The sequence below is a fragment of the Streptomyces sp. NPDC001351 genome (assembly GCF_042896045.1).
In the GTDB taxonomy this organism is placed as follows: Bacteria; Actinomycetota; Actinomycetes; order Streptomycetales; family Streptomycetaceae; genus Streptomyces.
Genome location: NZ_JBIAWS010000006.1, coordinates 601,733 through 624,678, shown reverse-complemented (window position 1 = coordinate 624,678; position 22,946 = coordinate 601,733). Strand labels below are relative to the sequence as shown.

Annotated in this window: 18 protein-coding genes; 15 read left to right on the top strand and 3 right to left on the bottom strand. The window is 71.0% G+C overall.

Annotated elements, in window-relative coordinates:
- Window positions 1-18: 18 nt before the first annotated feature.
- Window positions 19-405, bottom strand: a complete 387-nt coding sequence (locus tag ACFY1U_RS25100; protein WP_390696352.1) for a molybdopterin-binding protein — start codon at window positions 403-405, stop codon at window positions 19-21.
- Window positions 406-543: 138 nt separating this feature from the next.
- Between ACFY1U_RS25100 and ACFY1U_RS25095 the strand changes: the two genes are divergently transcribed.
- The 3 genes from ACFY1U_RS25095 (at window position 544) to ACFY1U_RS25085 (ending at window position 2,199) form a co-directional block, all read left to right on the top strand.
- The gene (locus ACFY1U_RS25095; protein ID WP_390696351.1) at window positions 544-1,026 is read left to right on the top strand and encodes a molybdopterin-dependent oxidoreductase; all 483 of its coding nucleotides are present in this window, start codon (window positions 544-546) and stop codon (window positions 1,024-1,026) included.
- Between the two features lie 68 nt (window positions 1,027-1,094).
- A complete protein-coding gene (locus ACFY1U_RS25090; protein WP_390696350.1) occupies window positions 1,095-1,787 on the top strand; it encodes a M24 family metallopeptidase in 693 nt (230 codons plus the stop codon).
- A 136-nt stretch (window positions 1,788-1,923) separates the two neighbouring features.
- The gene (locus ACFY1U_RS25085; protein WP_390696349.1) at window positions 1,924-2,199 is read left to right on the top strand and encodes a hypothetical protein; all 276 of its coding nucleotides are present in this window, start codon (window positions 1,924-1,926) and stop codon (window positions 2,197-2,199) included.
- Between the two features lie 368 nt (window positions 2,200-2,567).
- Here ACFY1U_RS25085 and ACFY1U_RS25080 read toward each other — a convergent pair whose 3' ends face one another.
- Both ACFY1U_RS25080 and ACFY1U_RS25075 read right to left on the bottom strand, forming a co-directional pair.
- On the bottom strand, window positions 2,568-2,987 hold the full coding sequence (locus tag ACFY1U_RS25080; protein ID WP_390696348.1) for a winged helix-turn-helix transcriptional regulator: 420 nt from the start codon (window positions 2,985-2,987) through the stop codon (window positions 2,568-2,570).
- 190 nt (window positions 2,988-3,177) lie between these two features.
- Entirely contained in the window at window positions 3,178-5,217 is a 2,040-nt protein-coding gene (locus tag ACFY1U_RS25075) for a radical SAM protein (RefSeq protein WP_390696429.1), read from the bottom strand.
- Between the two features lie 454 nt (window positions 5,218-5,671).
- Between ACFY1U_RS25075 and ACFY1U_RS25070 the strand changes: the two genes are divergently transcribed.
- From ACFY1U_RS25070 to ACFY1U_RS25015, 12 genes are all read left to right on the top strand, one after another.
- Complete coding sequence (locus ACFY1U_RS25070; protein WP_390696347.1) at window positions 5,672-6,736, top strand: LLM class flavin-dependent oxidoreductase; 1,065 nt, start codon at window positions 5,672-5,674, stop codon at window positions 6,734-6,736.
- Window positions 6,737-6,797: 61 nt separating this feature from the next.
- Complete coding sequence (locus ACFY1U_RS25065; RefSeq protein ID WP_232646936.1) at window positions 6,798-6,965, top strand: thiomuracin/GE37468 family thiazolyl RiPP peptide; 168 nt, start codon at window positions 6,798-6,800, stop codon at window positions 6,963-6,965.
- A 58-nt stretch (window positions 6,966-7,023) separates the two neighbouring features.
- A complete protein-coding gene (locus ACFY1U_RS25060) occupies window positions 7,024-7,191 on the top strand; it encodes a thiomuracin/GE37468 family thiazolyl RiPP peptide (RefSeq protein ID WP_232646937.1) in 168 nt (55 codons plus the stop codon).
- A gap of 120 nt (window positions 7,192-7,311) precedes the next feature.
- Entirely contained in the window at window positions 7,312-9,294 is a 1,983-nt protein-coding gene (locus ACFY1U_RS25055) for a hypothetical protein (protein WP_390696346.1), read from the top strand.
- Window positions 9,287-10,936, top strand: a complete 1,650-nt coding sequence (locus tag ACFY1U_RS25050; RefSeq protein ID WP_390696345.1) for a TOMM precursor leader peptide-binding protein — start codon at window positions 9,287-9,289, stop codon at window positions 10,934-10,936. The genes ACFY1U_RS25055 and ACFY1U_RS25050 overlap by 8 nt, the downstream gene beginning before the upstream one ends.
- Window positions 10,937-10,947: 11 nt before the next feature.
- Window positions 10,948-12,528 (top strand): SagB family peptide dehydrogenase, encoded by a 1,581-nt coding sequence (locus ACFY1U_RS25045; RefSeq protein ID WP_390696344.1) that lies wholly within the window; start codon window positions 10,948-10,950, stop codon window positions 12,526-12,528.
- Window positions 12,528-15,176, top strand: a complete 2,649-nt coding sequence (locus tag ACFY1U_RS25040) for a lantibiotic dehydratase (protein ID WP_390696343.1) — start codon at window positions 12,528-12,530, stop codon at window positions 15,174-15,176. The genes ACFY1U_RS25045 and ACFY1U_RS25040 overlap by 1 nt, the downstream gene beginning before the upstream one ends.
- Window positions 15,169-16,146, top strand: coding sequence for a thiopeptide-type bacteriocin biosynthesis protein (locus ACFY1U_RS25035; protein ID WP_390696342.1), 978 nt, complete (start codon window positions 15,169-15,171; stop codon window positions 16,144-16,146). Before ACFY1U_RS25040 ends, ACFY1U_RS25035 begins: the two co-directional genes overlap by 8 nt.
- 4 nt (window positions 16,147-16,150) lie before the next feature.
- Window positions 16,151-17,569 carry a nitroreductase family protein gene (locus tag ACFY1U_RS25030; RefSeq protein ID WP_390696341.1) on the top strand — a complete coding sequence of 473 codons (1,419 nt, stop codon included), beginning with the start codon at window positions 16,151-16,153 and terminating at the stop codon, window positions 17,567-17,569.
- A gap of 13 nt (window positions 17,570-17,582) precedes the next feature.
- On the top strand, window positions 17,583-19,436 hold the full coding sequence (locus ACFY1U_RS25025; protein WP_390696340.1) for a TOMM precursor leader peptide-binding protein: 1,854 nt from the start codon (window positions 17,583-17,585) through the stop codon (window positions 19,434-19,436).
- On the top strand, window positions 19,433-21,835 hold the full coding sequence (locus tag ACFY1U_RS25020; protein ID WP_390696339.1) for a lantibiotic dehydratase: 2,403 nt from the start codon (window positions 19,433-19,435) through the stop codon (window positions 21,833-21,835). Before ACFY1U_RS25025 ends, ACFY1U_RS25020 begins: the two co-directional genes overlap by 4 nt.
- Window positions 21,832-22,938 carry a thiopeptide maturation pyridine synthase gene (locus ACFY1U_RS25015; protein WP_390696338.1) on the top strand — a complete coding sequence of 369 codons (1,107 nt, stop codon included), beginning with the start codon at window positions 21,832-21,834 and terminating at the stop codon, window positions 22,936-22,938. Before ACFY1U_RS25020 ends, ACFY1U_RS25015 begins: the two co-directional genes overlap by 4 nt.
- The last annotated feature ends 8 nt before the right edge of the window (window positions 22,939-22,946 follow it).

Here is a 22,946-nt window from a genome sequence, read left to right as displayed (position 1 = left end):
ACGGTCTTGCGACCTTCTCTACGGTCTCTCGACGACCACGTTGGTCGACTTGATCACGGCAACCGCCGGAACACCGGGTTCCAGCCTCAGCTCCTCGGCCGACTCGCGGCTGACCATGGCCACCACCCGGAACGGTCCGGCCTGGATCTCCACCTGCGCGGAGACGTCCCCGAGGATCACCTCGGTGACGATGCCGGAGAACCGGTTGCGGGCCGAGGAGCCGGTGGACTCCCGCTCCGCCCGGTGTGTCTCGCGGGCGTGGGCCGCGAGAGCCGGCCCGGGGATGATCCGGTGGCCCAGCTCGTCGCGTTCGGCGGTCAGCCTCCCCGCGTCGACCAGACGCCGCACGGTGTCGGGGCTGACGCCGAGTAAGGCGGCGGCGTCCCCGATCCGGTAGGTGTGCATGCGCCGATGATACTGCCGCAGATGCAAGGCGAAAGTCTGCTGTCGCATCGCATGAGCCGGAACTGTGATCTGCTGGCATGGCATGTGCGTTTGTACGGGAGGCTGGTCCGGGTACGGTCATGCGGGAGGTGGTAGCCCGTGAGCCAGACCCTCGCAGCTGCCCGTACGGCCGCCGGACCCGCGGCGGAACTCGTCCTCACCGGAGACCTGGACCGACCGGCCCGGCTGACGGTGCCCGACCTGCTCGCCTGGCCCCAGCACCGCGCCGAGGTCGCCTTCGAGTGCGCGACGAGCGGCGGTCGGCAGCACACCTTCACCGGCCCGCTCCTGCACGAGGTCCTCATGGACGCGGGGCCCGTTTTCGATGCCGCCCGCCGCAAGGACCGCCTCCGCTTCCTCATCGCCGTACACGGCACCGACGGTCACCACGCCCTGCTCTCCTGGGCCGAGATCGACCCCGACTTCGGCCGCGCCCCCGTCCTGCTGGCGGTCACCCTCGACGCCACCCCGCTCGACCGCGCCGGCGCCCAGCTCGTCCTGCCCCAGGACCGCTGCGGTGCCCGCTACATCAGCGGCATCGACGCCATACGCGTGGACGGCGGATACCCCACGTGGACGTGACGGCGACCGGAGGCCCCGCCCCTGGGCAGTCGTTGCCGTGAACGATCCGGGTCACTACGTTCGGCCCCATGGCGGACGATGACGAACCCACGCGTGCGGCGCGCTTGCTGGACGCCCAGGCGAAGGCCGTGCGGCTCTTCGCGGAGATCGAGGAGCGCGGGCTGGTCGCGCCCGGGCAGGGGGAGCGGGCGGTCAGCGACCGGATCCGGGACCTGGCGAACGAGCTGTTCGGCACGACCCGGCACTGGCACAAGCGGATCGTGCGCTCCGGCCCCAACACGCTGAGGCCGTACAGGGAGAATCCGCCGGACCGGGTGATCGGCGCCGACGACATCGTGTTCGCCGACTTCGGGCCGGTCTTCGAGGAGTACGAGGCCGACTTCGGCCGGACCTTCGTCCTCGGCGACGACCCGGTCAAGCAACGGCTCCGCGACGACCTGCCGAAGATCTTCGCTGCGGGCCGCCGCTTCTTCGAGGCCGATCCCGGCATCACCGGCAAGCGGCTCTACGCCGAGGTGGAGCGGCGGGCCGCCCAGGCAGGGTGGGAGCTGGGCGGCTGGCACGCCGGACATCTGGTCGGGGAGTTCCCGCACGAACGGATCGACGGAGCGGACGCGGAGTCGTACATCACCCCCGCCAACGACACCCCCCTGCGCCGCACCGACAAGGCCGGGCGCACCTGCCACTGGATCCTGGAGGTCCATCTCATCGACCGTGAGCGGGAGTTCGGCGGGTTCCACGAGGAGCTGCTCACCCTCTGATCGCGCGGCCTTGCCGACCGATCGCAGATTCCGGCGTGTCAATGGACGATGTCGCGATTTTTCATATTAACGTCATGTCACTGTACGGAATCGATCCCTTACGGATCGCACTCACCTCGCTCCCAACGGAGATGACATGCACAAGCTTCTCAAGGCCGCCGTCCTGACAGTTGCCCTCGGCAGCGTTGGACTCCTGAGCGCCGGCACCGCAACCGCCACCGGGGACGACGGTCACGGCGGCAACGTCCTGCAGAGCTCCCAATGCAAGTCGCACGACCTGAACGTCGACGTCCTCGGCCAGGTCGGCATCCTCAACGGCGCGCTGGGCAACGCGCTCAACGGCGAGGGCAACTCGGGCGGGCAGAACAGCCACGTCGGCTCGTCCACGGGCTGCAACAACAGCGCCTTCTAGGCCGTGTGATACGACCAGGGGCGTCCGTGGCGAGACCAACCGGTGGAGCACGGGCCGTGCAGACGGTCTGTGGGTTGTTCCGCTGATGTCGGCGCGCCAGTCCGGCGAGCCGTGCTGACCGGGCTGCAGGCCCATGCCGATGACACCGTGACGCCTCGCAAACCAGTTCAGGGATCTTGTCCGCTATCGCGGTCAGGTTCCTGAACTGGTTTGTCTCTGTCGGGGCCGGACGTATCTTCCGGCGGGCCGAACGCGCTGCGGGCCTTCCAGCAGCCCTTCGATGAACGTCCGGGTCTGCGTTCGTTGCCGGCTGGGGCACTCCGGTCCCACATTCGCGTATCAAACGGGGCCGCGTGCCCGTCGCCGGATCAGGAGGGTTCCGGTCCATGCGGCCGGTGTGGCACTGAGGAGTCCTGGTCCGGGCAGCAGCGCGCCCGCCGGTCGTACGCCATCTGGTGCGCCCGGATCTGGTCTGTGTTGGCGACGGTCCAGTCGTGCAACCGGTTGAACGGTTCCCTCAGGGATTCGCCGAGTGGAGTGAGGGAGTACTCGACCCCGACCGGTGAGGTCGGCAGCACCCGGCGGGTGATCATCCCGTTGCGCTCCAGGCGACGAAGGGTCTGGGTCAGGACCCGGTGGGTCACGCCGTCGATGTGGCGCTTGATCTCATTGAACCGCCTCGGCTCTTCGAGGACCTCCATGACGATCATCGACCACTTGTCGCTGATCTGGTCGATGATGGCGCGGCAGGTGCTGTCGGGGCTGTGGACGGGGCGTTCGGTGGTCATGGTCCCCCTCGTTACTCATGGGGCGCAGCAGCCGCCTTGAGAGGGATATGAGTCATCCCGGGCGGCGCGTGGTGCGCACGATGCACCCTTGGTCAGGTGGTGCATGTGATGTGTTCATGATGTTGTCGTGACAAAAGGCTGTCAATAAGGGCGGTACCCCAGGGGACCGGGCCCGGCGGGTGCGCACGGTTCACGCGACGGCCGGCAGCTCGTCGGGCAGAGCGAACAGCAGGTCGTACAGCGGCCGGCCGGTACCGTGCCAGATGGACAGCGCGTAGACGCTGATCGGGAAGTGGATCCAGCGCGGCGGCGCCCACACCGTGCCGCGCACGATGCTCCCCTGGTTGCCGGTGTCGAGGCTCGACGGCACGTCCCCGGAAGCGACGAGCAGGTCCCAGCCCCGCCTCGGGACGGCGAAGTCCGTCTCGGAGAGCTCCCCGTGCAGACTCGCGCGCAGGATCGTCGTCGCCGCGATGTCAAGGGTCAGCGCGCCGTCGACCAGAACGCGGTCGACCTCGAACCCGGTGCCGGCCAGCCAGGTGCACAGGTGGTCGACCGCCGCGCCGAGCAGGTCCGCGGTGGCCCGCCCGGTGCGCACGGCGCGGCACAACAACGCCTGGTAGTGCACCTCTTCGGGCACGATGGGCCGGTTGCCCATGACCGTCTTCAGCATCGCCATGTCCAGGGAGGACGGGTCCCGGTAGACGGCGGAGACGTCGCGCGCCACGGCACGCAGGAACGGGTCGGCACAGTCGTCCAGCAGGAATGACCACAGCTGCCGGCACAGGTCCACCATGCGGACGCCCGTGGTCGTATGGAGGACGCGGAGCGCGCAGCGCAGCAGGATCTTCTGGAACAGCGTCATGGACACCCGGAACTCCATGCCCCGCACCCACTCGTCGGCGGTCATGCACCCGTGCTCCACGACCACGTCGGCGACGAGTTCGGGATTGGTGATGTCGGCGGGCATCCAGCGCGTCCTCAACGCGTGTTCGTTCCGGAAGGAGTCGCGCGAGTACTCGGTGTTGTTCAGCAGCAGCAACGGATAGATCACCGGAGACCCGCCCGCGGTCAGCACCTCCTCGATGCCGTTGAGGTACGAGTCGAACGTCTCACCGGGCAGGCCCCAGATGAGGTCGGTGTAGGTGGGTACGTCGAGTTCGCGGAAGCGGGACAGCAGCCGACGGTAGTGGTCGGTGCGGATGTTGGCGCGGTTGGCGATCTTCAGCACGTCCGCGTCGAAGGACTGTGCTGACAGTGTGATCGCACCGGTCAGCTCGGCGGCGTGCAGCATGCTCGCGATCTCCACGATGCGCTCGTTGCCGTTCTTCGCCCAGTTGGTGCTGACGATCAGCCGCTTGCCGTAGCGCCGGCTGAGTTCCACGATGTGCTCGGCGATCTGCCGGTCGCGGCCGAGGATGCCGAAGTTCGCGTCCGCGATGAACAGCGTCGCGTCCTGGGGCATCAGCCGGATCAGCCGGTCCAGCTCGGCGAAGATCCGCTCCAGGTCGAACTGGCGGACCTTGGAGTTGGTCGCGCCTCCCCAGTAGCAGAAGGCGCACCCGTACGGGCAGCCCCGGTTGGTCTCGTAGACGATCATGGATGAGCCGGTGATCTCCTCGTCCGAGTACACGGGGGTGAGAATCGGCGAGACGATCTGGTCGAGGTCGGTGATGCGGTCCGCGTCCGGGTTGGTGACGACGGCGCCGTCGCGCCAGTGGCTGATGCCTGGGATCGCGGCGAGGTCCCCGTCGGTCAGGAAGGCGTGCAGCAGGTCGCGGAAGCGCAGTTCGCCCTCGCCGTGCACCAGCACGTCCAGCCAGGGCGCCTCGGCGAACAGCGGCTCCTGCTGGTAGCTGACATCGTTGCCGCCGACGACGACGCGGCAGTCCGGCCAGCGCTCCTTCACCTGACGGGCCAGCTCCAGGGACTGGGCGCGGTTCCAGAAGAACACCGTCAGCGCGACGACGAACGGCTCGTCCCAGGTGTCGAGCAGTTCCTTCGTCGCCTGCTCCCCGCCGCTCTGCTCGCGCACGCTGATCCGGAAGTCGCAGGCCGCGTCGAGTACGGGGTCGGCGATCGCGGCCGCCTTGAGGTAGCCGAGGGTGACGCTGTACCGGACCCCCTGCATCGCGGTGAACTCGACGAGCTGAACGGATTTCCGCCGGTCGGGCACCAGCGGCTGCCCGCCGGTATGGGCGACGTCGTTCGTCTCGATGGCGGAGGTCATAGTCACACATCCAAATAAATCGAGCAGGACGAATATTTCGGACGCCCAAGCGACCCTCGCGCGCCCGTTGAGACCGCACACAACACAACATCGACTGCACGTGCCCGAGGCGCGGCTTCGCGCGTGCGGAGGAAGGAAAGGAGTCGCCCCCGCCGGTCCGTCCCGTCCGGCCGGCCCGCAAGGCCACGGTCAATGGCCGCCAATTGCCGCCAACATTTCCAGTGGCGCGCATTGGCGTCAATAACGCACCCCAGGCACCGTAAGTATCCCCGAGGATACCCGGGCCGGATTTGAGCTTTATTTGAGGTTCGTAAAAATGCCGGAGCGTAATTGACGGCCCCAGTGCCCCCATGTAGCGTCAGCGCCGAAACACCTGGTGGCGTGCCGACAGTCCCCGGTGTTCGGGCAGTGAACCTCCGGAATTCATCCGGCGGATATATGGAGTGTGGTATCGGTGCGCTTCGGGCTTTCTTTTCTTCCTGACTGCACGCCGGAGATGAAATCTCCGCAGACCTATTTCAGCGACGCGCTTGAGTTGTCGGTCCAGGCGGAGGCGGGTGGCCTTGATTCGGTCAAGATGACCGAGCACTACCTCCATCACTACGGCGGTTACTGCCCCAGCCCGCTGGGTTTCCTGTCCGCGGTGGCCGCTCGGACGAGCTCGGTCAGGTTGATCACGGGATGCGTCCTGCCGGTCTTCCACCATCCGATCCAGTTGGCGGCGGAAGCCGCGCAGGTGGACGCGATCAGCGGTGGCCGGCTCGACGTGGGGTTCGCCCGGGCGTACCTGCCGGACGAGTTCGACGCGCTGGGCGTGGAGATGGACGAGAGCGTCGACCGGTTCCGCGAGACGATCCGCGCGGTGCGGCGGATCTGGACCGAGGAGAAGGTCAGCGAGCAGACGCCGTTCTTCTCCTACCGCGACGTGACCGGCCTGCCGCGGCCCACCCAGCAGCCGCACCCGCCGATGTGGGGTGCCGCGGTGCGCACACCGGACAGCTTCACCTGGCTGGGCACGGAGGGGCTCGGGCTGCTGATCACGCCGATGATCTCGCCGCACGAGTTCCGCGCCCAACTGACCCTCTACCGCGACGCCTTCCAGGCGGCGCACGGTGATTCGGAACGGCGGCCCCGGGTCTCGGCCAGCCTGCCGCTGGTGGTCGCCGAGACCGACGAGCGCGCGGCCGAGATCGCGGAGACCTACCTGCGTCGTTACCTCGACGTATGGGCGGAAGCGGTGAGCCCCTGGGACAGGCGTGAGTCCTCGGCCTACCGCGGCTACTCCGGGTTCGGCTGGATGCTGCGCGGCATGCAGCCCAAGAAGCTCTACACCGAAGGCGGCGCGATCGTCGGATCGCCGGCCACGGTCATCGACCGCATCCGCGCCTTCAACGAGGACATCGGCGGCGTCGACCAGATCCTGTGGCAGGTCGATTTCGGCGCGATGCCGCTCCCCGAAGCTCGGCAGACCCTGGAGCTCTTCTGTGACCAGGTTCTGCCGGAGGTGAAAGCACTCTGACCGTCGGTGCCGGTCCCGATCGGGACCCGCACCGGCCGTACGCCGGAAGGAGGTGAAAGACATGGAGGGATTCGACGAGCTGGTGCTGGATGACAGCGCCTTCGAGCTGGTGGACCTGGGCGAGGTGGTGCCCGAGTCGGTGACGGCCGGCTACGGCCTCACGGAGCTGTCCGCTTCCGGCGGCGCCAGCAGCTGTTGCTGCTGCTGCCCCTGCTGCTCCTGCACCTGATCCGGGGCCTGCCCCGACAGATGCGCTCCGCACGAGACAGGCGAAGGAGGTGAAAGACATGGAGGACTTCGACAGCCTGGTGCTGGACGACAGCGCTTTCGAGCTGGTGGACCTGGGCGAGGTGGTGCCCGCGTCCGTGACGGCCGGTTACGGGCTCACGGAGCTGTCCGCGTCAAAGGGCCAGAGCAGCTGCTGCTGCTGCTGTCCCTGCTGCTCCTGCACCTGATCGGGCGCTGAATTCTCGGCACATGTGCTCTAGCCGGTGCGTGTTCACCAAAAGGGACCGGGTGGCTCTCGGCCCTTCCTGCTGGCCAGTTGTCAATGAATTTGCAAAGAAGCGGTGGTCATGGGAGTCGATGTGGAGCGGATACGGCCACGACTGCGCGGTGACGTCTACGTCATGCGCGTTCCGGAGGGTGCGTACATCCGCAGCAACCTGGGCGGGTCAATACTCAAGGGCGCGTCGACGTACGAATTCATCCAGCGGATCGCGCCGATGCTCGACGGCACCAGGACACTCGGCGAGCTGTGCGCCGCCGTGCCGGAATCCAGCCGTAGCGCACTGGCGAAACTGATTATGCTTCTGCAGGGCAAGGGATACGTAAAAAATGTGCTGGACGACCGTCCGCACACCCTGTCCGGCGAGCTGGCCACCACCTACGCGGCCAACATCTCCTTCATCGAGTACTTCACCGATTCGCCGGAATTGCGCTTCGAGTCCTACCGCAACAGCTCCCTCGTGCTGACCGGATCCGGTCCGCTGCTGCAGGCCCTGGTCAACTCGCAGCTGCGCGCCGGTGTGCGTACGGTACGGCTCGCACCGTTCGCCGAGTCGCCCTTCGATCGCGACCGCGTCGCCGAGCACCTGGCCGCGTCCCGTGAACGGGACCCGGAACAGCGGATCGCCTATCTGGAGGCCGACACCCGGCGGCTGGACCAGGTGACCGCGGACGCCACCATGGTGCTGCACGTCGCCGACCGCCCCATGATCGAACGTGCCCGGCTGCTGCCCGCAGCCGCCGTCGCCGCGGGTGCCGCGTTCGCGCAGGCGGTGGTGGCGGGTGACGAGGCGTGGGTCGGCCCGGTGATCGGCAAGGACGACGACGCCGGCGCGTGGGATTCGGCGTGGCGTCGACTGTCCGCACTCACATCGGACCTGACCGGCGCGGATCTGCGGGACCACCCTGAGGTGGCCCCGAGCGGGTTCCTGCGCGGACCCACCGTCGCGCTGGTCGCCAACCAGCTGTGCTTCGCGGCGTTCCGCCATCTCACCGGAATCGACGAGGGCAGCGGGGCCGGTCACCTGGTGCGGTTCGACCTGGAGACGCTGGAGACCTCGAAGCACGCGTTCCTGCCGCACCCGCTCGCCCGGCCCGTGGTTCCCGACGACCCGGCGCGGCTGACCGCCCTGGCCGCCACGGCGCCGGTCGACGACGAGGAACTGGCCCGGCGCGCGGTGGACTTCGTCGACCCGCGGACCGGTGTGTTCGCCGAGGTCACCGAGCGCGACTACGAGCAACTGCCCCTGTTCGTCAGCGAGGTCGTGGTCTCCGACCCGGTCGGTCTGGCCGGTGGCCCCTTCCCGGTCCACGGTTGCGGCGAGACCGTGGTCGAGTCGCGCCAGCGGGCCGTCCGGCACGCGTTCGAGCGCTACGCGGCCGTCATGGCCGACTCCCGCAAGGGCGAGAGGCTGTACGGCCTGGACGTGCTGACCGGTGAACAGGTCGCGGTCGACGCCGCGGAGGTCTTCCCCGCGCGGACCGCGGCCAGTGGGCAGGACTGGTCCGACGCCGTGCGCGCCGCGGTGGTGGCAGCGGCCAACGACCGCGTCGCGGAGGCACTTTCGACCGCCTCCGGACCACTGCCGCGGCTGGACCCGGACACCGCGGAGCTGACCCCGCGCGGTGAGCGCTACCTGAAGCTGCTGGGGATCGTCGAGCAGTCCTTCGAGGTCCACGATCTGTCCGGCCTGCTCGGATTGCCCACGTTCGCGTTCACCACCCCGACCGGAACGGTCGCGTACGTCAGCGATCTGGAGGCGGGCGTGGCGCTGGAGCAGGGACTGGAGCGGACCCTGCTCGCCTACCAGGCCCGGGCCACGGACCAGCCCGGTTACGCGCCGGTGCCCGTGCCCGAGCTGCCCGTGGCCCTGCGCGGGCCGGCCGCCGAGGACGCGGCCGGGGTGCGGCCCCGTTCGGCGACCCTGGAAGAGGTCGTGGCCGGGCTGACGCGGGAAGGCGGCCGGGTGGTCGCGGTGCCGCTGGACCACGATGCCTCCGTGGCCCGGGCCTGTCCGTTCGTGGTGCGTGCCGTGGTCGTCCATGGCTGACCAGCCGCAGGTGCTCCGCGAACCACATCAGGTGGTCGTGGGACCGTGGGCGCCGGGCTGCCCGGAGTGCCTGCGCACGCGTCGTGCCGCGTCGGCCTCCACCGAACGCGCCGCCGAGATGGCAGCCGTGGCGCCGGACCGGGAGCTGCCGAGCTTCCTGGCCGACACCGTCGCCGGGCTGGCCGCGGCCCGGCCCGGGGCCCAGCGGTTCTGGATCGTCGACACGGCCACGCTCGCGCTGTCCCGCCACGGTTTCCTCAACGATCCGCACTGTCCGGCGTGTTCGGTGCTGCCGGCCGACACCGAGCAGGCGGCTAGGCCCGTCCGGGAGGCGCGGCCGAAGCTGTCGCCGGAGTCGAGCCGCGTCCGCCCGCTGGACCAGGGCGCACTCCGGGCGGCCTACGTCGACGAGCAGAGCGGCCTGATCCCTTCGGTCACCTCCTACACGCAGCACGCCTTTCCGTTCACCGGGGCCGTCATGGCCGTACCCGGTGCCCCGATGGAGCCGGCCGGTTACGGCCGCACCCGGGACTTCGCCTCCGCGTGGTCCATCGCGGTGGCCGAGTCGCTCGAACGGCTCGCCGCGTACGCGCCCGCCCGGCGGACCGGTGTCAGGGCCGGCTACGCCGACGTGGCCGCTGCCGCGATCGATCCGCGCTCGCTCGGCCTGTATCCCGACGACCGGTTCCTGACTCCGGACTTCCCCTACCGGCCGTTCACCGAGGACGCGGTGACCGACTGGGTGTGGGGGTACTCCTTCGGCCGCGGGCGGCCGGTGCTGGTGCCGGAGAGCTTCGTCTACCACCGGTCGCCGATGCCCGCCGGTGAGCGCAGGTTCGCCTGCGAGATCTCCAGCGGTTTCGCGCTCGGGGGCTGCTACGAGGAGGCCGTGCTGCACGGCGTCCTCGAGGTCGCCGAACGCGACGCGTTCCTGATGGCCTGGTACCGGCAGATTCCCCTGCCCCGCATCGACCTCGCCACGGTGCCCGATCGCCGTATCCCGCTGGTGGCCGAGCGCATCGAGCGCCAGGGGTACCGGGTGCACGTCTTCGACTCCACTCGGGAGCACGGGATCCCGTCGTTCTGGACGCTGGCCGAGGACGTCACCGGGACCGGCCGGCCCAGGGCCGTGTCGACCGGCGGCAGCGGACTGCGCCCGGCCGAGGCGATCCTGGCCGCGCTGCACGAGCTGAGCCAGACAGTCGAGTACGTGACGATCCTCGCGCTCGACCCGGGCTGGAGCGAGCGCGCCCGGCATCTGGCCGGCCACCCGGACGAGGTCGTGTCGATGGCCGACCACCTGCTCTGCGCGGCCGATCCGGACACCTTCGACCGCTACGCGTTCCTGCTCGACGACCCGGTGACATCGACCTGGCAGCGGGGGCTCGAACGCTGGCAGTGGCCGGTCAACACCGACATCGGCGCGGATCTCGACGAGTCCGTCCGGCGCTTCGCGGCGGCGGGCATGGACGTCGTCGCCGTCGACACCACCTCCATGGAACAGACAGCTGGAGGCTTCACATGCGTCAAGGTGATGGCACCGGGGTCGGTGCCGATGACCTTCGGACACACGGCCCGGCGGGTGACCGGGCTGCCCAGGCTGCCCGAGGTGCGCAACCCGCACCCGCATCCCTTCCCGTGACCGGGGCAGCCGTGAGCGAGGAAGCCGTGATCGAGCACGAAGCCCTCGTGGGCCGGGAGTTCCTGCGGGTCAGCCTGGAGGACCTCGCCGAGGCGATGGAGACCCGGCAGTCGGAGTACGCCAACCCGGACGAGCCGCTGAAGTTCAAGATCTACCGGGGTCTGCCCCGGCGCCCGCTGACGACCAGGGTGCCCAGGCGGCTGACGGAGGTCGAGGCGCTCGACGAGCAGGCGCTCTCCACGCTGCTGCGCTACGGCTACGGCATCTCCCGGCAGGAGTTCGACACCAACGGCACCTGGCCCTACCACCGGATGGTCGCGTCGGCGCGCTGCCTGTTCGCCGTCCAGCTGTACGTGTGCCTGCCCGACGGCGTCCACCACTACGACGCCCCGCACCACTCGCTGGTGCAGCTGCGCGCCGGGGACCACCGGGAGCTGCTGGCCAGGGCGACCGGAAGCACGGGGGCGCCGCCTCAGGCCGTGTTCGTGCTCTCCGGACTGTTCTCCAAGGCCGCCTACATCTACCGCGACTACGCCTACCGGCTGTGCACCCAGGAGGCCGGTCTGCTCACCGGGAACCTCGACCTGGTGGCGCAGTCCATGGGCCTGCGGGCCCACGTGCACCACCAGTTCGTCGACGAGCCGGTCAACAAGTTGCTCGGGCTCGACCCCGACGAGGAGCCGGCGCTCGTGGTCCTGCCGTTGCACCTCGCCGGTGCCGACCCCGGAATCCGGCGCCGGGAGGTGGTGGAGACGGCGGCGGCACTGGCCGGGACCATCGACCCGATAGAGCCGTACGTGGTCCGCAGCGGACTGCGGGTCGCGCAGGCGTGTCCGACGCTGACGGCGGTCAACCGCGCGTCCTTCCGCACCGACACCGGGGGTTTCGCGACGGCCGAACCGGCCGAGCCCGCGCTGCCCGCCGCCGAACCCCTGGCCCTGCCCGGGACGGCGGCTGAGGAAGTGGACCTCGCGGAGGTGCTGCGCGCCCGCGATTCCGGTCCCGGGATCTTCCGGCCGGTCGCCTCGCAGATCGACGGAGCCGAACTGTGGGCACGGCTGGCCCGGGTCCGTACCGGGGTCAGCAGCGATGCCGTCCCGGCGGGTGCGCCGGTGCCGGTGGAGATCTTCCTGACCGTCGGTGACCTGACCGGCATACCCGCGGGCTGCTACCGGCTCGACCAGGGCACCGGCGCGCTGCACCCGGTCCGCCCGGCGACCCCCGATACAAGGCAGGGCGGCACGGACGCCCTCACCTCGATCGAACGCGTCACCATCCCCGGACCGGTCTTCCGGAACATGAACGCCGTCGTCCATCTCGTCGTCGACCGCGACTGGGCGTTCGACACCTTCGGTGACCGCGGCTACCGGGTGCTCAACCAGGAGGCCGGGCTGCTCGCGCACCGAGTGTGCGTCGCGGCCGCCGCGCAGGGAGTCTCCGGCCGGATCGTCAACGCCTACCACGCCGACGGAGTGCGCGCGGCCCTCGGACTCACCGGACAACGCCACGCCCCGGTCTTCCAGATCCTGCTGGCCAGGACCGGGCCGGGCGGTCGCGTGATCGTGCCCGTCGAACCGGAGGGGGCTCAGTGATGGACAGGCCGCAGGAAGCCGGCCCCGAGCCGGAGCGGTACGTGCTCGCCCCGGCCGCCGTGGTCCGCCTCGCCGGCAGCCCGCTCGCCGCACTGGAAGGACTGCGCTGCGCGCAGAGCTGGCGCACCGCCACCCGCCTGGTGCCGCTGCGCGCCGAGATCGCCGCAGCGGCCGGCGAGCTGTCGGACCTGCTGCACGCGGCGGTCGGCGCCACCGGCGACGGCGAACTCAAGGCCAGGCTCGTCGCGGTACGCAGGGCCGTGCACCGCGGCCGACGCGTCGGCCCGGCACGGCTGGCCGGCCTCCCCGCCGAACTGGCCGGCCCGGTACGGGAATGGACGGCGCGGCTCGACAAACGCGACCGCCTGCTCGCGGCACTGCCGCAGCAGCTCGAACAGGACTGGGCCGCGAGCTACGAGTCCCTGCTCGCCGCGGCCCGGCTGCCCGCCTTCCAGCTCGGTCTCGTGCACGCCAACCCGGACATGTTCCTGTCCCTGCGGAAGTGGTTCGACACCGGTCGCGCGCCGCAGCGCCAGACCGTGCTGCGCCTGGCGCAGTACCTGGCCCGTTCCGCGGCGAAGACCAGCCCGTACTCCACGTTCACCAGCAGCGGCCTGGCCGCCTGGGGCCGGGCCGAGGACCTCGTCCAGCCGGCCGGGGGGCAGCTCACCGCGGTGACCGCGACCGAGGCGAGCGTCGGATCGCTGCACCGGATCGCGCGCGCGGTCTGCGAGCGCCCCGAGCTGGTCGGCGGCTGCCGGATCCGGATCAACCCCAGCGCCACGGCCTTGGACGGCGCCCTGCTGTTCCTGGGCCGTCGGCCGGGCGAGTACGTGCACACCCTCGCGCTCACCCCGACCCTGCGCCGGGTGCTGGAACTGACCACGCACCAGAGCACGTTCGACGACCTGCGCGGCGAGCTTCTGGCCCTGGCGGCCGACGGACACCAGGTCGACGTGTTCCTGCGTCGGCTGGTGACGCTGGGTCTGCTGGAACTGGTCCCGCCGCTCGCCGACCAGTCCGCGGACCCGGTCGCCGACCTGCGGGCCTGGCTGCAGCAGCGCCGGCAGCCCGGCCTGGAACGGCTGGACCGGACCCTGCTGGGGGTGGCCGAGGCCCTGGCGAGCTACCCGGCGGTCACCGAGCCCGGCGACCGCGTAGCCGTCCGCGACGCCGTCGTCCGGGGGCTGGACACGGCGCTGCGCGAGGTGGGCGACCACGCCCACGCCCACAGCCCGAAGATGGCCCAGGAGTTCGCCCGGTACAGCTTCTACGAGAACGCCGTGCATCCCGGAACGACGGCCGTGCTGGACCGGGAGGGCTGGCGGCCGCTGCTGGACGACCTCGACGCGGTGCGCACACTGCTCGGCCTGATCGGTCCCGACCTGCCGTTCAAGCTCACCCTCAGCGAGATGTTCCGCAGCCGCTACCCGGCCGGCGCGCAGATCCCGCTGCTGGTGTTCTACCGGGACGTGCTGGCCGCGCAGTCCGCCGGCGCCGCTTCGGGGCCGGCCGGGCCCGGGTCGCTCCTCGCGCACAGCCGGTTCGCCGCCGCGGACAGCCCGGTCGAGGCCGTGCGCGAGCTGCACCGCCTGCGCACCGCCGTCAAGCGGCTGCTGGGCGAGCGGAGGCCCGACGGGGACGGCGTGGTCCGCGTCGACCCCGAGGAGGTGCGCACGCTGGCCAAGGAATGGCCGGACTGGGCGCGCACACCGACGTCGCTCGCGGTCTACTGCCAGGTCGCCGACGCCCTGCGCGGGCCGGAACTGGTGGTCAACAGCATCGGTTGCGGCTTCGGCCGCGGCCGCAACCGGGTACGGCAGATCCTGGACGTGCTCGACCTGCACGCCGACGTCCCGGACGAACCGGGGCTGGCCGCGCACCGCGACGACGTGCTCTTCGCCGAGTTCGAGGCCGTGGCCCGCTCCGCCGTCAACGTCAGAAAGCCGGGCGTCCCGCTGGTCGTCGACTATCCCGGTGTCCGCAGCACGCGGGGGGACGACGACCGGGTACCGGTCAACGACCTCTACGTGCACAGCGGTGACGACGGGTTGCTCGCGCTGGTGTCGCGGCGGCTGGGCAGGCGGATCTGCCCGGTGCACCCGGGCCTCGGAGCCGACCGGCTGCTGCCGCCCGCCGCTCGCTTCATGATCGAGGCATTCGGCGAGTCCAACACCTGGTTCGGTGCGCACACCGAGCTGAGGATGACCTCGGACCCACGGTCGGACGACGGCATGCGCCACCTGCCCCGGCTGATGGTGGGCAACGTGGTGCTGCGCCGCGCCATGTGGATGACCCGCGCGGACCGGCTGCCCCGGCGGGCCGACGCCGAGACCGCACCGGCCTGGATGCTGAGAACGGCCGCCTGGCTGGCCGAACACGGCATCCCCGAGCGGTGCTTCGTCACCGTGCTCGACCCGGCCTTTCTCGGCCAGGGCGAGCACGCGCAGGGGCCGAGCAACGACACCAAACCGAACTACGTGGACTTCGCGAGCACGCTGCTGCTGCTCGGCCTGGAACGCCGACTCGCCGAACCCGACGCGATCGTGCAGATCAGCGAGATGCTGCCGGACCCCGGCCAGGTCCGCGGCGAGCACGTGGCGGAGTACATCGTGGAACTGAACGAGCCCGGAGTCACATATGTCTGAGCACAGTTGGGTCAGCGCCCACCTCTTCTACCACGGAGACCAGGACGCCGTGATCGTCGGTGTCGTCAAGCCCGTCGTCGAACGGCTGGGCCGAGCCGGGCTGGCCGACGGCTTCTTCTTCCTCCGCTACTGGGAGGGCGGCCCGCACGTCCGGCTGCGGGTGCGCACCCGCCCGGAGCAGGCCGCGGAGGTCCGCTCGGCCATCGAGGAGACGGCCGCGGAGTTCTACCGCACCTCGCCGTCGCGGTCCGAACTGACCGAGCAGGGCTACGCCGAGTCCGCCGCCGCACTCGCCGCGCTGGAGCAGATGACCGACTACGACACGGTGCTGCACCCGGACAACTCGGTCGCGTTCATCGACTACGTGCCCGAGACCTCGGTGTTCGGCACCGGCCGCGCACTGGAGGCCGTCGAGAAGCAGTTCATGGCCGCCAGCGCGCTGGCGGTCGAACTGATCACCCGCGGCCGGACCCCGGGACAGCGCGCCATGGACGCCTTCGCCATGATGGCCGCCAACCGTACGGTCTTCACCGGCATCCTGCCCGAACTCGCCTACCAGGCGCGGTTCATGGTCGAGAGCGGCGGCTCGGCGGCCCAGCTGCTGGAATCGTCGGACTTCGAGCGGTACTTCGACGCCAACAAGGACCAGCTGCGCGCCGGCCTGGAGACGGTGTGGGCGGCGACCAGGGGGGTGGCGCTGCCGGACTCGTCGGTGGCGAGCAACTGGCTGAAGACCGTGCGGGAAGCCAACGACACCCTGGTCGAACTGGAGTTGCTGGGTCAGCTGGACGCCTACCCCGACTTCGCGGCTCCCGCCGATGTGCTGCAGCACATCAACCACCTGGTCCCGCAGCTGATCGTGGAACGGTGCATGCACCTGATGTGCAACCGGCTGGGCATCAGCCTGGCCCAGGAATCCCACCTGCGGCTGCTCCTGACCAGAACCGCCTTCGACCTGTGCGGCGTGTGACGCCATGAGCAACGAGGCGACCCGCTACCACGAGAACGTGCACACGCCGACCGAGGTGGCGAACCCGGAGGCGTACCCGCCCCGGGTGGTCAAGAGCTACCCGGGCGCACCGCGGCACCCGCTGCCCTGGCCGCCCGAGAAGTCCGGGCACCGGCTCGGCAGGCAGCTCGCCGAGCTCGGCGGCATCACCCGGGCCCAGTGGCTGACCCCGCTGGACATGCTGCCGTTCACCGACAGCTTCGAGGCCATCCCGGACGACGATCCGCTGCAGTGGCTGGTGACCCGGCGTCCGACGCCGTCGGGGGGCGCCCGCTACAGCGCCGAGTGGTACGTGATCGCCGGGCCCGACTCGGAGGTGCCCGCCGGCGTCTACTACTACGACCCGGCCCGGCACGACCTGGTGCGCCTGCGTTCGGGTGACCACCGCAGCTGGGCGGCTTCCCGGCCGGCCACGACGATCCTCGTCCAGACCAATGTGTTCTGGCGGCTGGCCGCCAAGTACGGCGAGATGTACTACCGCCTCGCCTGCCTGGAGGCCGGGATCCAGGTGGCCCAGGCGCTGGTGGTCGCCGCCGACGAGGACGCCACGGCCCGGCTGTGCTTCCCCGACGCCGACCTCACCGAGCTGCTGGGGCTCGACCCCCGCAGCGAGGGGGTGCACGCGGTCGTCGAGCTGGTCGCACCGGTGCCCGCCGCGTTCGAGGGCCCCGCGCTGTCCGCCTTCCCGCGCGCCTTCGCCGCACATGCGGCCGTGCTCACCGAGAGCCGTCCGGCCCCGCAGCCACTGCCGTCCGCGCCCCCTCGGGAGACCGAACGGATCAGCCTGCCGCATGCGGAGGCGGACCTGCGGGCCGGAACGCGCAGCCGTCGTGCGGCGATGCGCGGCTTCAGCGGCGAGACCATGCCGATCGGGACCCTGGCCACGATCCTCACCGCCTACGGCCGGCCGGTGCGCTGGGACCTCCCGGCGAACCTGGTCGAGTTCTACTGCGTCATCGCCGACGTGCCCGGGGTCCCGGACGGCGCCTACCGCTACCTGCCCGACGAGCACCAGCTGGAACCGGTCGGCGAGGGCGGCAACCCCCGCCAGGTGCTGCGCGAAGCCTCCCTTGCCGCGCTGACCCAGCAGGGCGCCCGCACGGCGAACGTATGGCTGCTGCCGGTGGGGGACGCCGAGGTGGCCGAGGAGCGGTTCGGTCCCCGCTGGTACCGCGTGCAGCAGGCGGCCGCCGGTGCCGCACTGCACCGGGCCTGCCTCGCCGCCGCGGCAGTCGAGGTGGCGGGCCGGATCCAGAACGACGTGCTCACGCACCTGCTGGACGGCCGGCTCGGCCTGGACGGGCGCAAGCGGAGCCTGCTGGTGGCGCAGTTCGGCACCGAGCACCCCGCTGGGCCGCGCCCCGAGTTCCGGCTGACGTGGTGAGAGGGAACGGCTCGTGAGCGACACCGTACTCGGCGACGGCCTGCTGGCCGACGCCATCGCCCGGCGCCCGCCCTCGATGCTGGTGGCGGCGCGCGACGGCTGGGACACCGGCGACTGGACCGCGGCGCAGGACCGGGGCGAGCCCTGGCTGCCGGTGTGGACCGAACTCGACCGGGCCGTGATCGGCCCGATGGTCCGCCCCGGTGAGCCCGGCTGCGTCTGGTGCCTGCAGAAATGGCGCTCCAGCGCGCCCGAACGGACGCCCTGGACGGCCGAACTGCGCGCGGACGAGCGGATCGCGGCCCGGCCGTCGGCCTGGCTGTCCGGCTTCGCCGCCGAGGCCGTGTGCGACGTGCTGCACTCGGGCGTCGCCGGGGACTGCTGCTGGTACCTCGACCTGCGCGACCTGTCGCTGACCCGGCACACGTTCCTCCCGGACCCGCTGTGCCAGGCCTGCGGCGCGCTGCCCGAGGACACGGCCGCACGAGCCGCGATCGTGCCCCTCGCCCGGCCCAAGCCCCGGGCCCGCTCCAGCAGGATCCGTGAACTCTCCGAGTCCCGGCTGACCGAGCTCTACGTGGACGCCGAGACCGGTGTGGTCGCCCCGCCCCGCGGCATGCGCGACTCGATGGTCCCGCTGACCGAAGCGGTCCTGGCCGAGTACGGCTACCGGGGCGAGGCCGGGTTCGGGCGCACCCGTGACTTCGCGTCGAGCCGGGCCACCGCGGTCGCCGAGGCACTGGAACGGCTCGGCGGCCAGTGGCCCTGGGGCAAGCGGACCACCGTGCGCGGCAGCTACGCGGAACTCGCCGCGGACGCCCTGGACCCGCGTACGCTCGGTCTCCTCGCCCCGGAGCGCTATCTGGAGCCGGACTGCGCCTACCAGCCGTTCACCGAGGACGCCGTGGTGTCCTGGGTGTGGGCGTACTCGTTCGGTCGGGCCCGGCCGGTGCTCGTGCCGGAGACCCATGCGTACTACCGGATGCAGCTCCAGCCGGGCACCCGGGCGGACAAGCCGTTCACCTTCGAGATCTCCAACGGCTGCGCGCTCGGCGGCTGCGTCGAGGAAGCGGTCCTGCACGGGATCCTGGAGGTCGTCGAGCGCGACGCGTTCCTGATGACCTGGTACGCCAGGCTGCCCGTGCCCGAGGTGGACCTCACCCGGGCACCGGATCCGCGCATCCGGCTCGTCGCGGAACGCATAGAACGCCACGGCTACCGGGTGCGGGCCTTCGACATCACCCTGACCGAGGGGATCCGCGCGTTCTGGGTGCTTGCACAGGACACCACCGGAGTCGAGACCCGGCCGAAGGTCGTCTGCACCAGCGGCTCGGCCCTGGACCCGGTCGCCGCCGTACTCACCGCCCTCGGTGAACTGGCGCCCATCGTGGAACAGGAGCTGACCAGGTACCCGGCCGAGGCCGAACGGGCCAGGCTGATGGCCGCCGACCCCGAACTGGTGCGGATCATGACCGACCACGCGCTGTGCGCCGCGACACCGGAGGCGTTCGACCGCTTCTCCTTCCTGCTCGACGGCGACCGCATGACCGGCTGGGACGAGGTGATCGCCCGCAGCCCCTGGCCGCTCCACACCGACCTGCGGGACGACCTGACCGAGGCCGTCGACCGGATGCTCGCGGGCGGCATGGACGTCGTGGTCGTCGACCAGACCTCGCCCCTGCACGCCGCCGGCGACCTGCACTGCGTGAAGGTGATCGCGCCCGGCGCCCTGTCCATGACCTTCGGCCACCGCAACCGGCGGACCACCGGGCTGCCCCGGCTGCGGGAGGTGCCCCACCGGCTCGGCCACGCGCCGCGCCCGCTCACCGACACCGACCTCAACCCCCACCCCCACCCGTTCCCATGACCCGCCACGCCACCACCTTCGGAGTACGCGTCGCGGGCCTGCCCGCGGACGTGCTCGACCGGCTCGTCGACCACCGTCTGCGGCGCGAGCTCCTCGCGCTGGCCGATACGGCGGCCGAGCTGACGGCCGCCGCCGCGGGACTGTCCGACCGCTGCCACGACGTGATCGGCGCGCTCGTCGACCCCGGGGCCAAACCCAGGCTGGTGGCACTGCGCCGCACCGTCCACCAGCAGCGTGACCCCGACCGGCTGCTCGCCGACCCGCGGGTCGCCGCGTCCCTCGGTGACGAACTCGCCGCGGACATAGCCGAGTTCGGCCGCAGGCTGCGGCGCTATCGCGGCGACCGTGCGCAGTTGCCGACCATGCTGGCCGAGGCCTCCCGGTCCATCGACGCCGCCCTGCGCGAGACCAGCGCGGATCCCCGGTTCGACCAGGGCCTCGCCCATGCCAGCCCCACCCTGCACGAGGTGCTCGGGCGCAGGCCCGGTCGTCAGGAACTGATCCGGCTGGCCCTTTACGTCGCCCGCGCCGCCGTCAAGACCAGCCCGTTCAGCACGTTCACCGCCAGCGGCCTCGGCCGGTTCGTGCCGGACGGGCCGGCCCTGCGCTGGACCGCGACCGAGAGCGCGCGGTCGATCGTCGAACTCGACCTGTCGGTCCTCACCCCCCTGGCCGACAGGCTGTCCGGGGCGACGGTCCGCATCAACCCCAGCGCGCGGTTGGAGGCCGACACCGTCCGGTACCTCGGCCCGGCACCGGCGGAGGACCTCCTCACCCTGCCGCTGACACCGCCGCTGCGGCACTGCCTGCGGGCCGCCGCCGCCCGGCCGACCCTCGCCGCGCTGGCGGCGGACCTTCCCGCACCGCCCGAGCAGGCGGCCGGATATCTGCGCTCACTCGTGGCGAGCGGACTGCTCCTGCTCCAACCGGACTTCGACGACCACGGCATCGATCCGCTGCGACAGCTGGCCGAACGGGTTCCCGAACTGGTCCCGGTCCGGGAGGAGTTGCGTACGTACGCGAGCGCCAAGGGAGCCGACCGGGTCCTGCTCGGGGCGGCGCTCCACGAACGGCTGCGGGACGCCGGCATCACGGGCAAGCTGCGGGACGTGGTGACCGAGCAGTCGGTCGTCCCCGGAGTCGTGGTCGAGGCGGGGCTGCCGTCCTGGCAGGACGCACTGGACGACCTGGCCCTCGCCTGCCGGCTGCTCGCGGTCTTCGACCACACGCTGCCGTTCAAACTGGCGGTCGCCTCGTTCATCCGGGAGCGCTTCGGCGCGCAGGCGCCGGTGCCGTTCGACCGGTTCTACGCCGAACTCGTCCGCGACGGCCACGAGGCCAGGCGGCTGCACCCCGCCGCGGTCGCCTTCGACATGACCGGGCTGACCGCAACCCTGGCGGCCAGCTCGGTCGCGGAGGTGCGCCACCTGGTGGACCTGGTCGCCGAGGTCCGGCGCGCGTTGCCGGACCGGCGGCGGCTCGAGCAGGTCCTCGACGCACTGCCGGCCTGGGTGCGCCCGGTCGGCTCGGTCGCCGTGTACGCCCAGCGCGACGGCGAGGAGTTGGTCGTCAATGCGGTGAACTCCGGGTTCGGCCGGGCCCGTTCACAGGTGCGCCGCCTGCTGCACTACGTCGAGGGTGACCCGCTCCCCGTCGATGCGGTGTACCCGGGCACGCCGACGTACGCGGAGTTCACCCAGACCCTCGCCACCTCGCTCAACCAGCGCGAGGCGGCCCTGCCGTACCGGCTCGACTACCCGCCGCCCGCCCGGCTCACGGTCGGCCTGGACAGCGACGGACTGCCCGCCCTGTTCGACGGCGGCACGGTCGTCCGCCCGGTCCACGGCGGACTGTCCTACGAGCGGCAGCTCCCGCCGGTCATGGCGCTGCTGATCGAGGCGTTCGGCGAGAATCCCCAGCTGCTGCGCCCCGACCAGCCGCTGCAGCACGACGCGAGCGCCGGGAGCGGACAGGGCCGCGTCCTGCACGCGCCGCGGCTGAGCATCGGACAGGTGGTGCTCCGGCGGGCCACCTGGGTGGCGCAGCCGGGAACGCTCCCGCGCCGCGCGCCCGGCCAGTCCGATGCGGACTTCCTGCTCACGCTGTCGACCTGGCTGACCGGGCACGGCCTCCCACCGAGGTTCTTCGTGTCCGTGCTGCGGATGGGAACCGTGCCGGCCGGTTCGTTCGCGGGCGACCGCAGCCGCAAACCGATGTATGTCGACATCGGATCGCCGCCCCTCGTCCTGGCCTTCGAGCGGCTGGCCGGGGATCCGACCGCCGCGGCGGTGTTCCAGGAGGTCGCACCGACGCCCGAGGCCGCGCTCCTCGACCACCAAGGCGTGCCGAGAGTGACCGAATACGTCATCGAGCTCAACTGCCGAGGAGACCAGGAATGACAGAGTCCGTGTGGCGCACCGTGAACGTGTTCCACCACGACGGCGACCGCACCGATCTGCTGCTCGACGCGGTACGCCCCTTCATCACGGCCGTGGCCCCTTCGGCGGCCAGGGTGTACTACCAGCCGCACTGGCGGCGCGGTCCGCATGTGCGTATCCCGATCCAGGCGAGCGCCGAGGTCTTCGACGAGGTCGTCGCACCGGCCGTGGCCGACGTGCTGGAGCCGTACCTGCGGGCGCACCCGTCGACCGTCCTCCTCGACGAGCAGGCAGCCCACGCCGAGCACGTCCGGCTGGCCGAGGTGGAGTGCGAACGCGGGCCGCTGACCCCCTGGGCGCCCGACAACACGGTCGAGACCGAGCCCTACGACCGGCGTGAGTACGTGCTCGGCGGACCGACCGCGGCGGACCTGCTCGCCGACTACTACGTCGACACCAACGACCTCGTGTTCGACATCCTCGACTGGATCCGTGGCGGGGGCTCGAAGATGGCGCTCGCGGTGGACCTGTTCATCGGGGCGGCGAACCGCTTCCTCCCGCCGGTGACCTACGGCTACATGTCCTACCGGGGACACGCCGACGCCTTCCTGGCCAAGATGCCCGACGGCCTGCGTTCCCGCTTCGACCAGGTCTACGAGGCCAACGCCGGGACCTTCAGACAGCGGGTCGCCGAGATCACCGCGGCGGCGGACTACCACGACGTCGTCCCGTTCAGCGACCTCCTCGACACCCTGCTCCGCTATCGCAACCGCGCCAACGAGCTGATCGGGACAGGCGAGTTGGCGCTCAACACCGATATGAACGGCGAGCCGGAGGCCTGGGGTTCGACCTGGAGCGCCTGGTCGGACCGCAGCGAGTTCCACCGGGTCCTCGGCGGCCACCGGACGGCGGCCGACCAACTGGGCGGCTGGAACACCTTCCAGCAGTACCGGGTGGTCCTCAACTGGCTCTACCTCAACATGTACCGGCTCGGCATCGGCGAGATGGAACGCAACCTGATCTGCCACGTCGTCTCCCGCGCCGTCGAGGACGTACACGGAGTGACCGCGATGGACCGGATCGAAGACCTGATCGGTTTCGTCGACAGCGGCGGCCGGCTGTGACCGGCCCA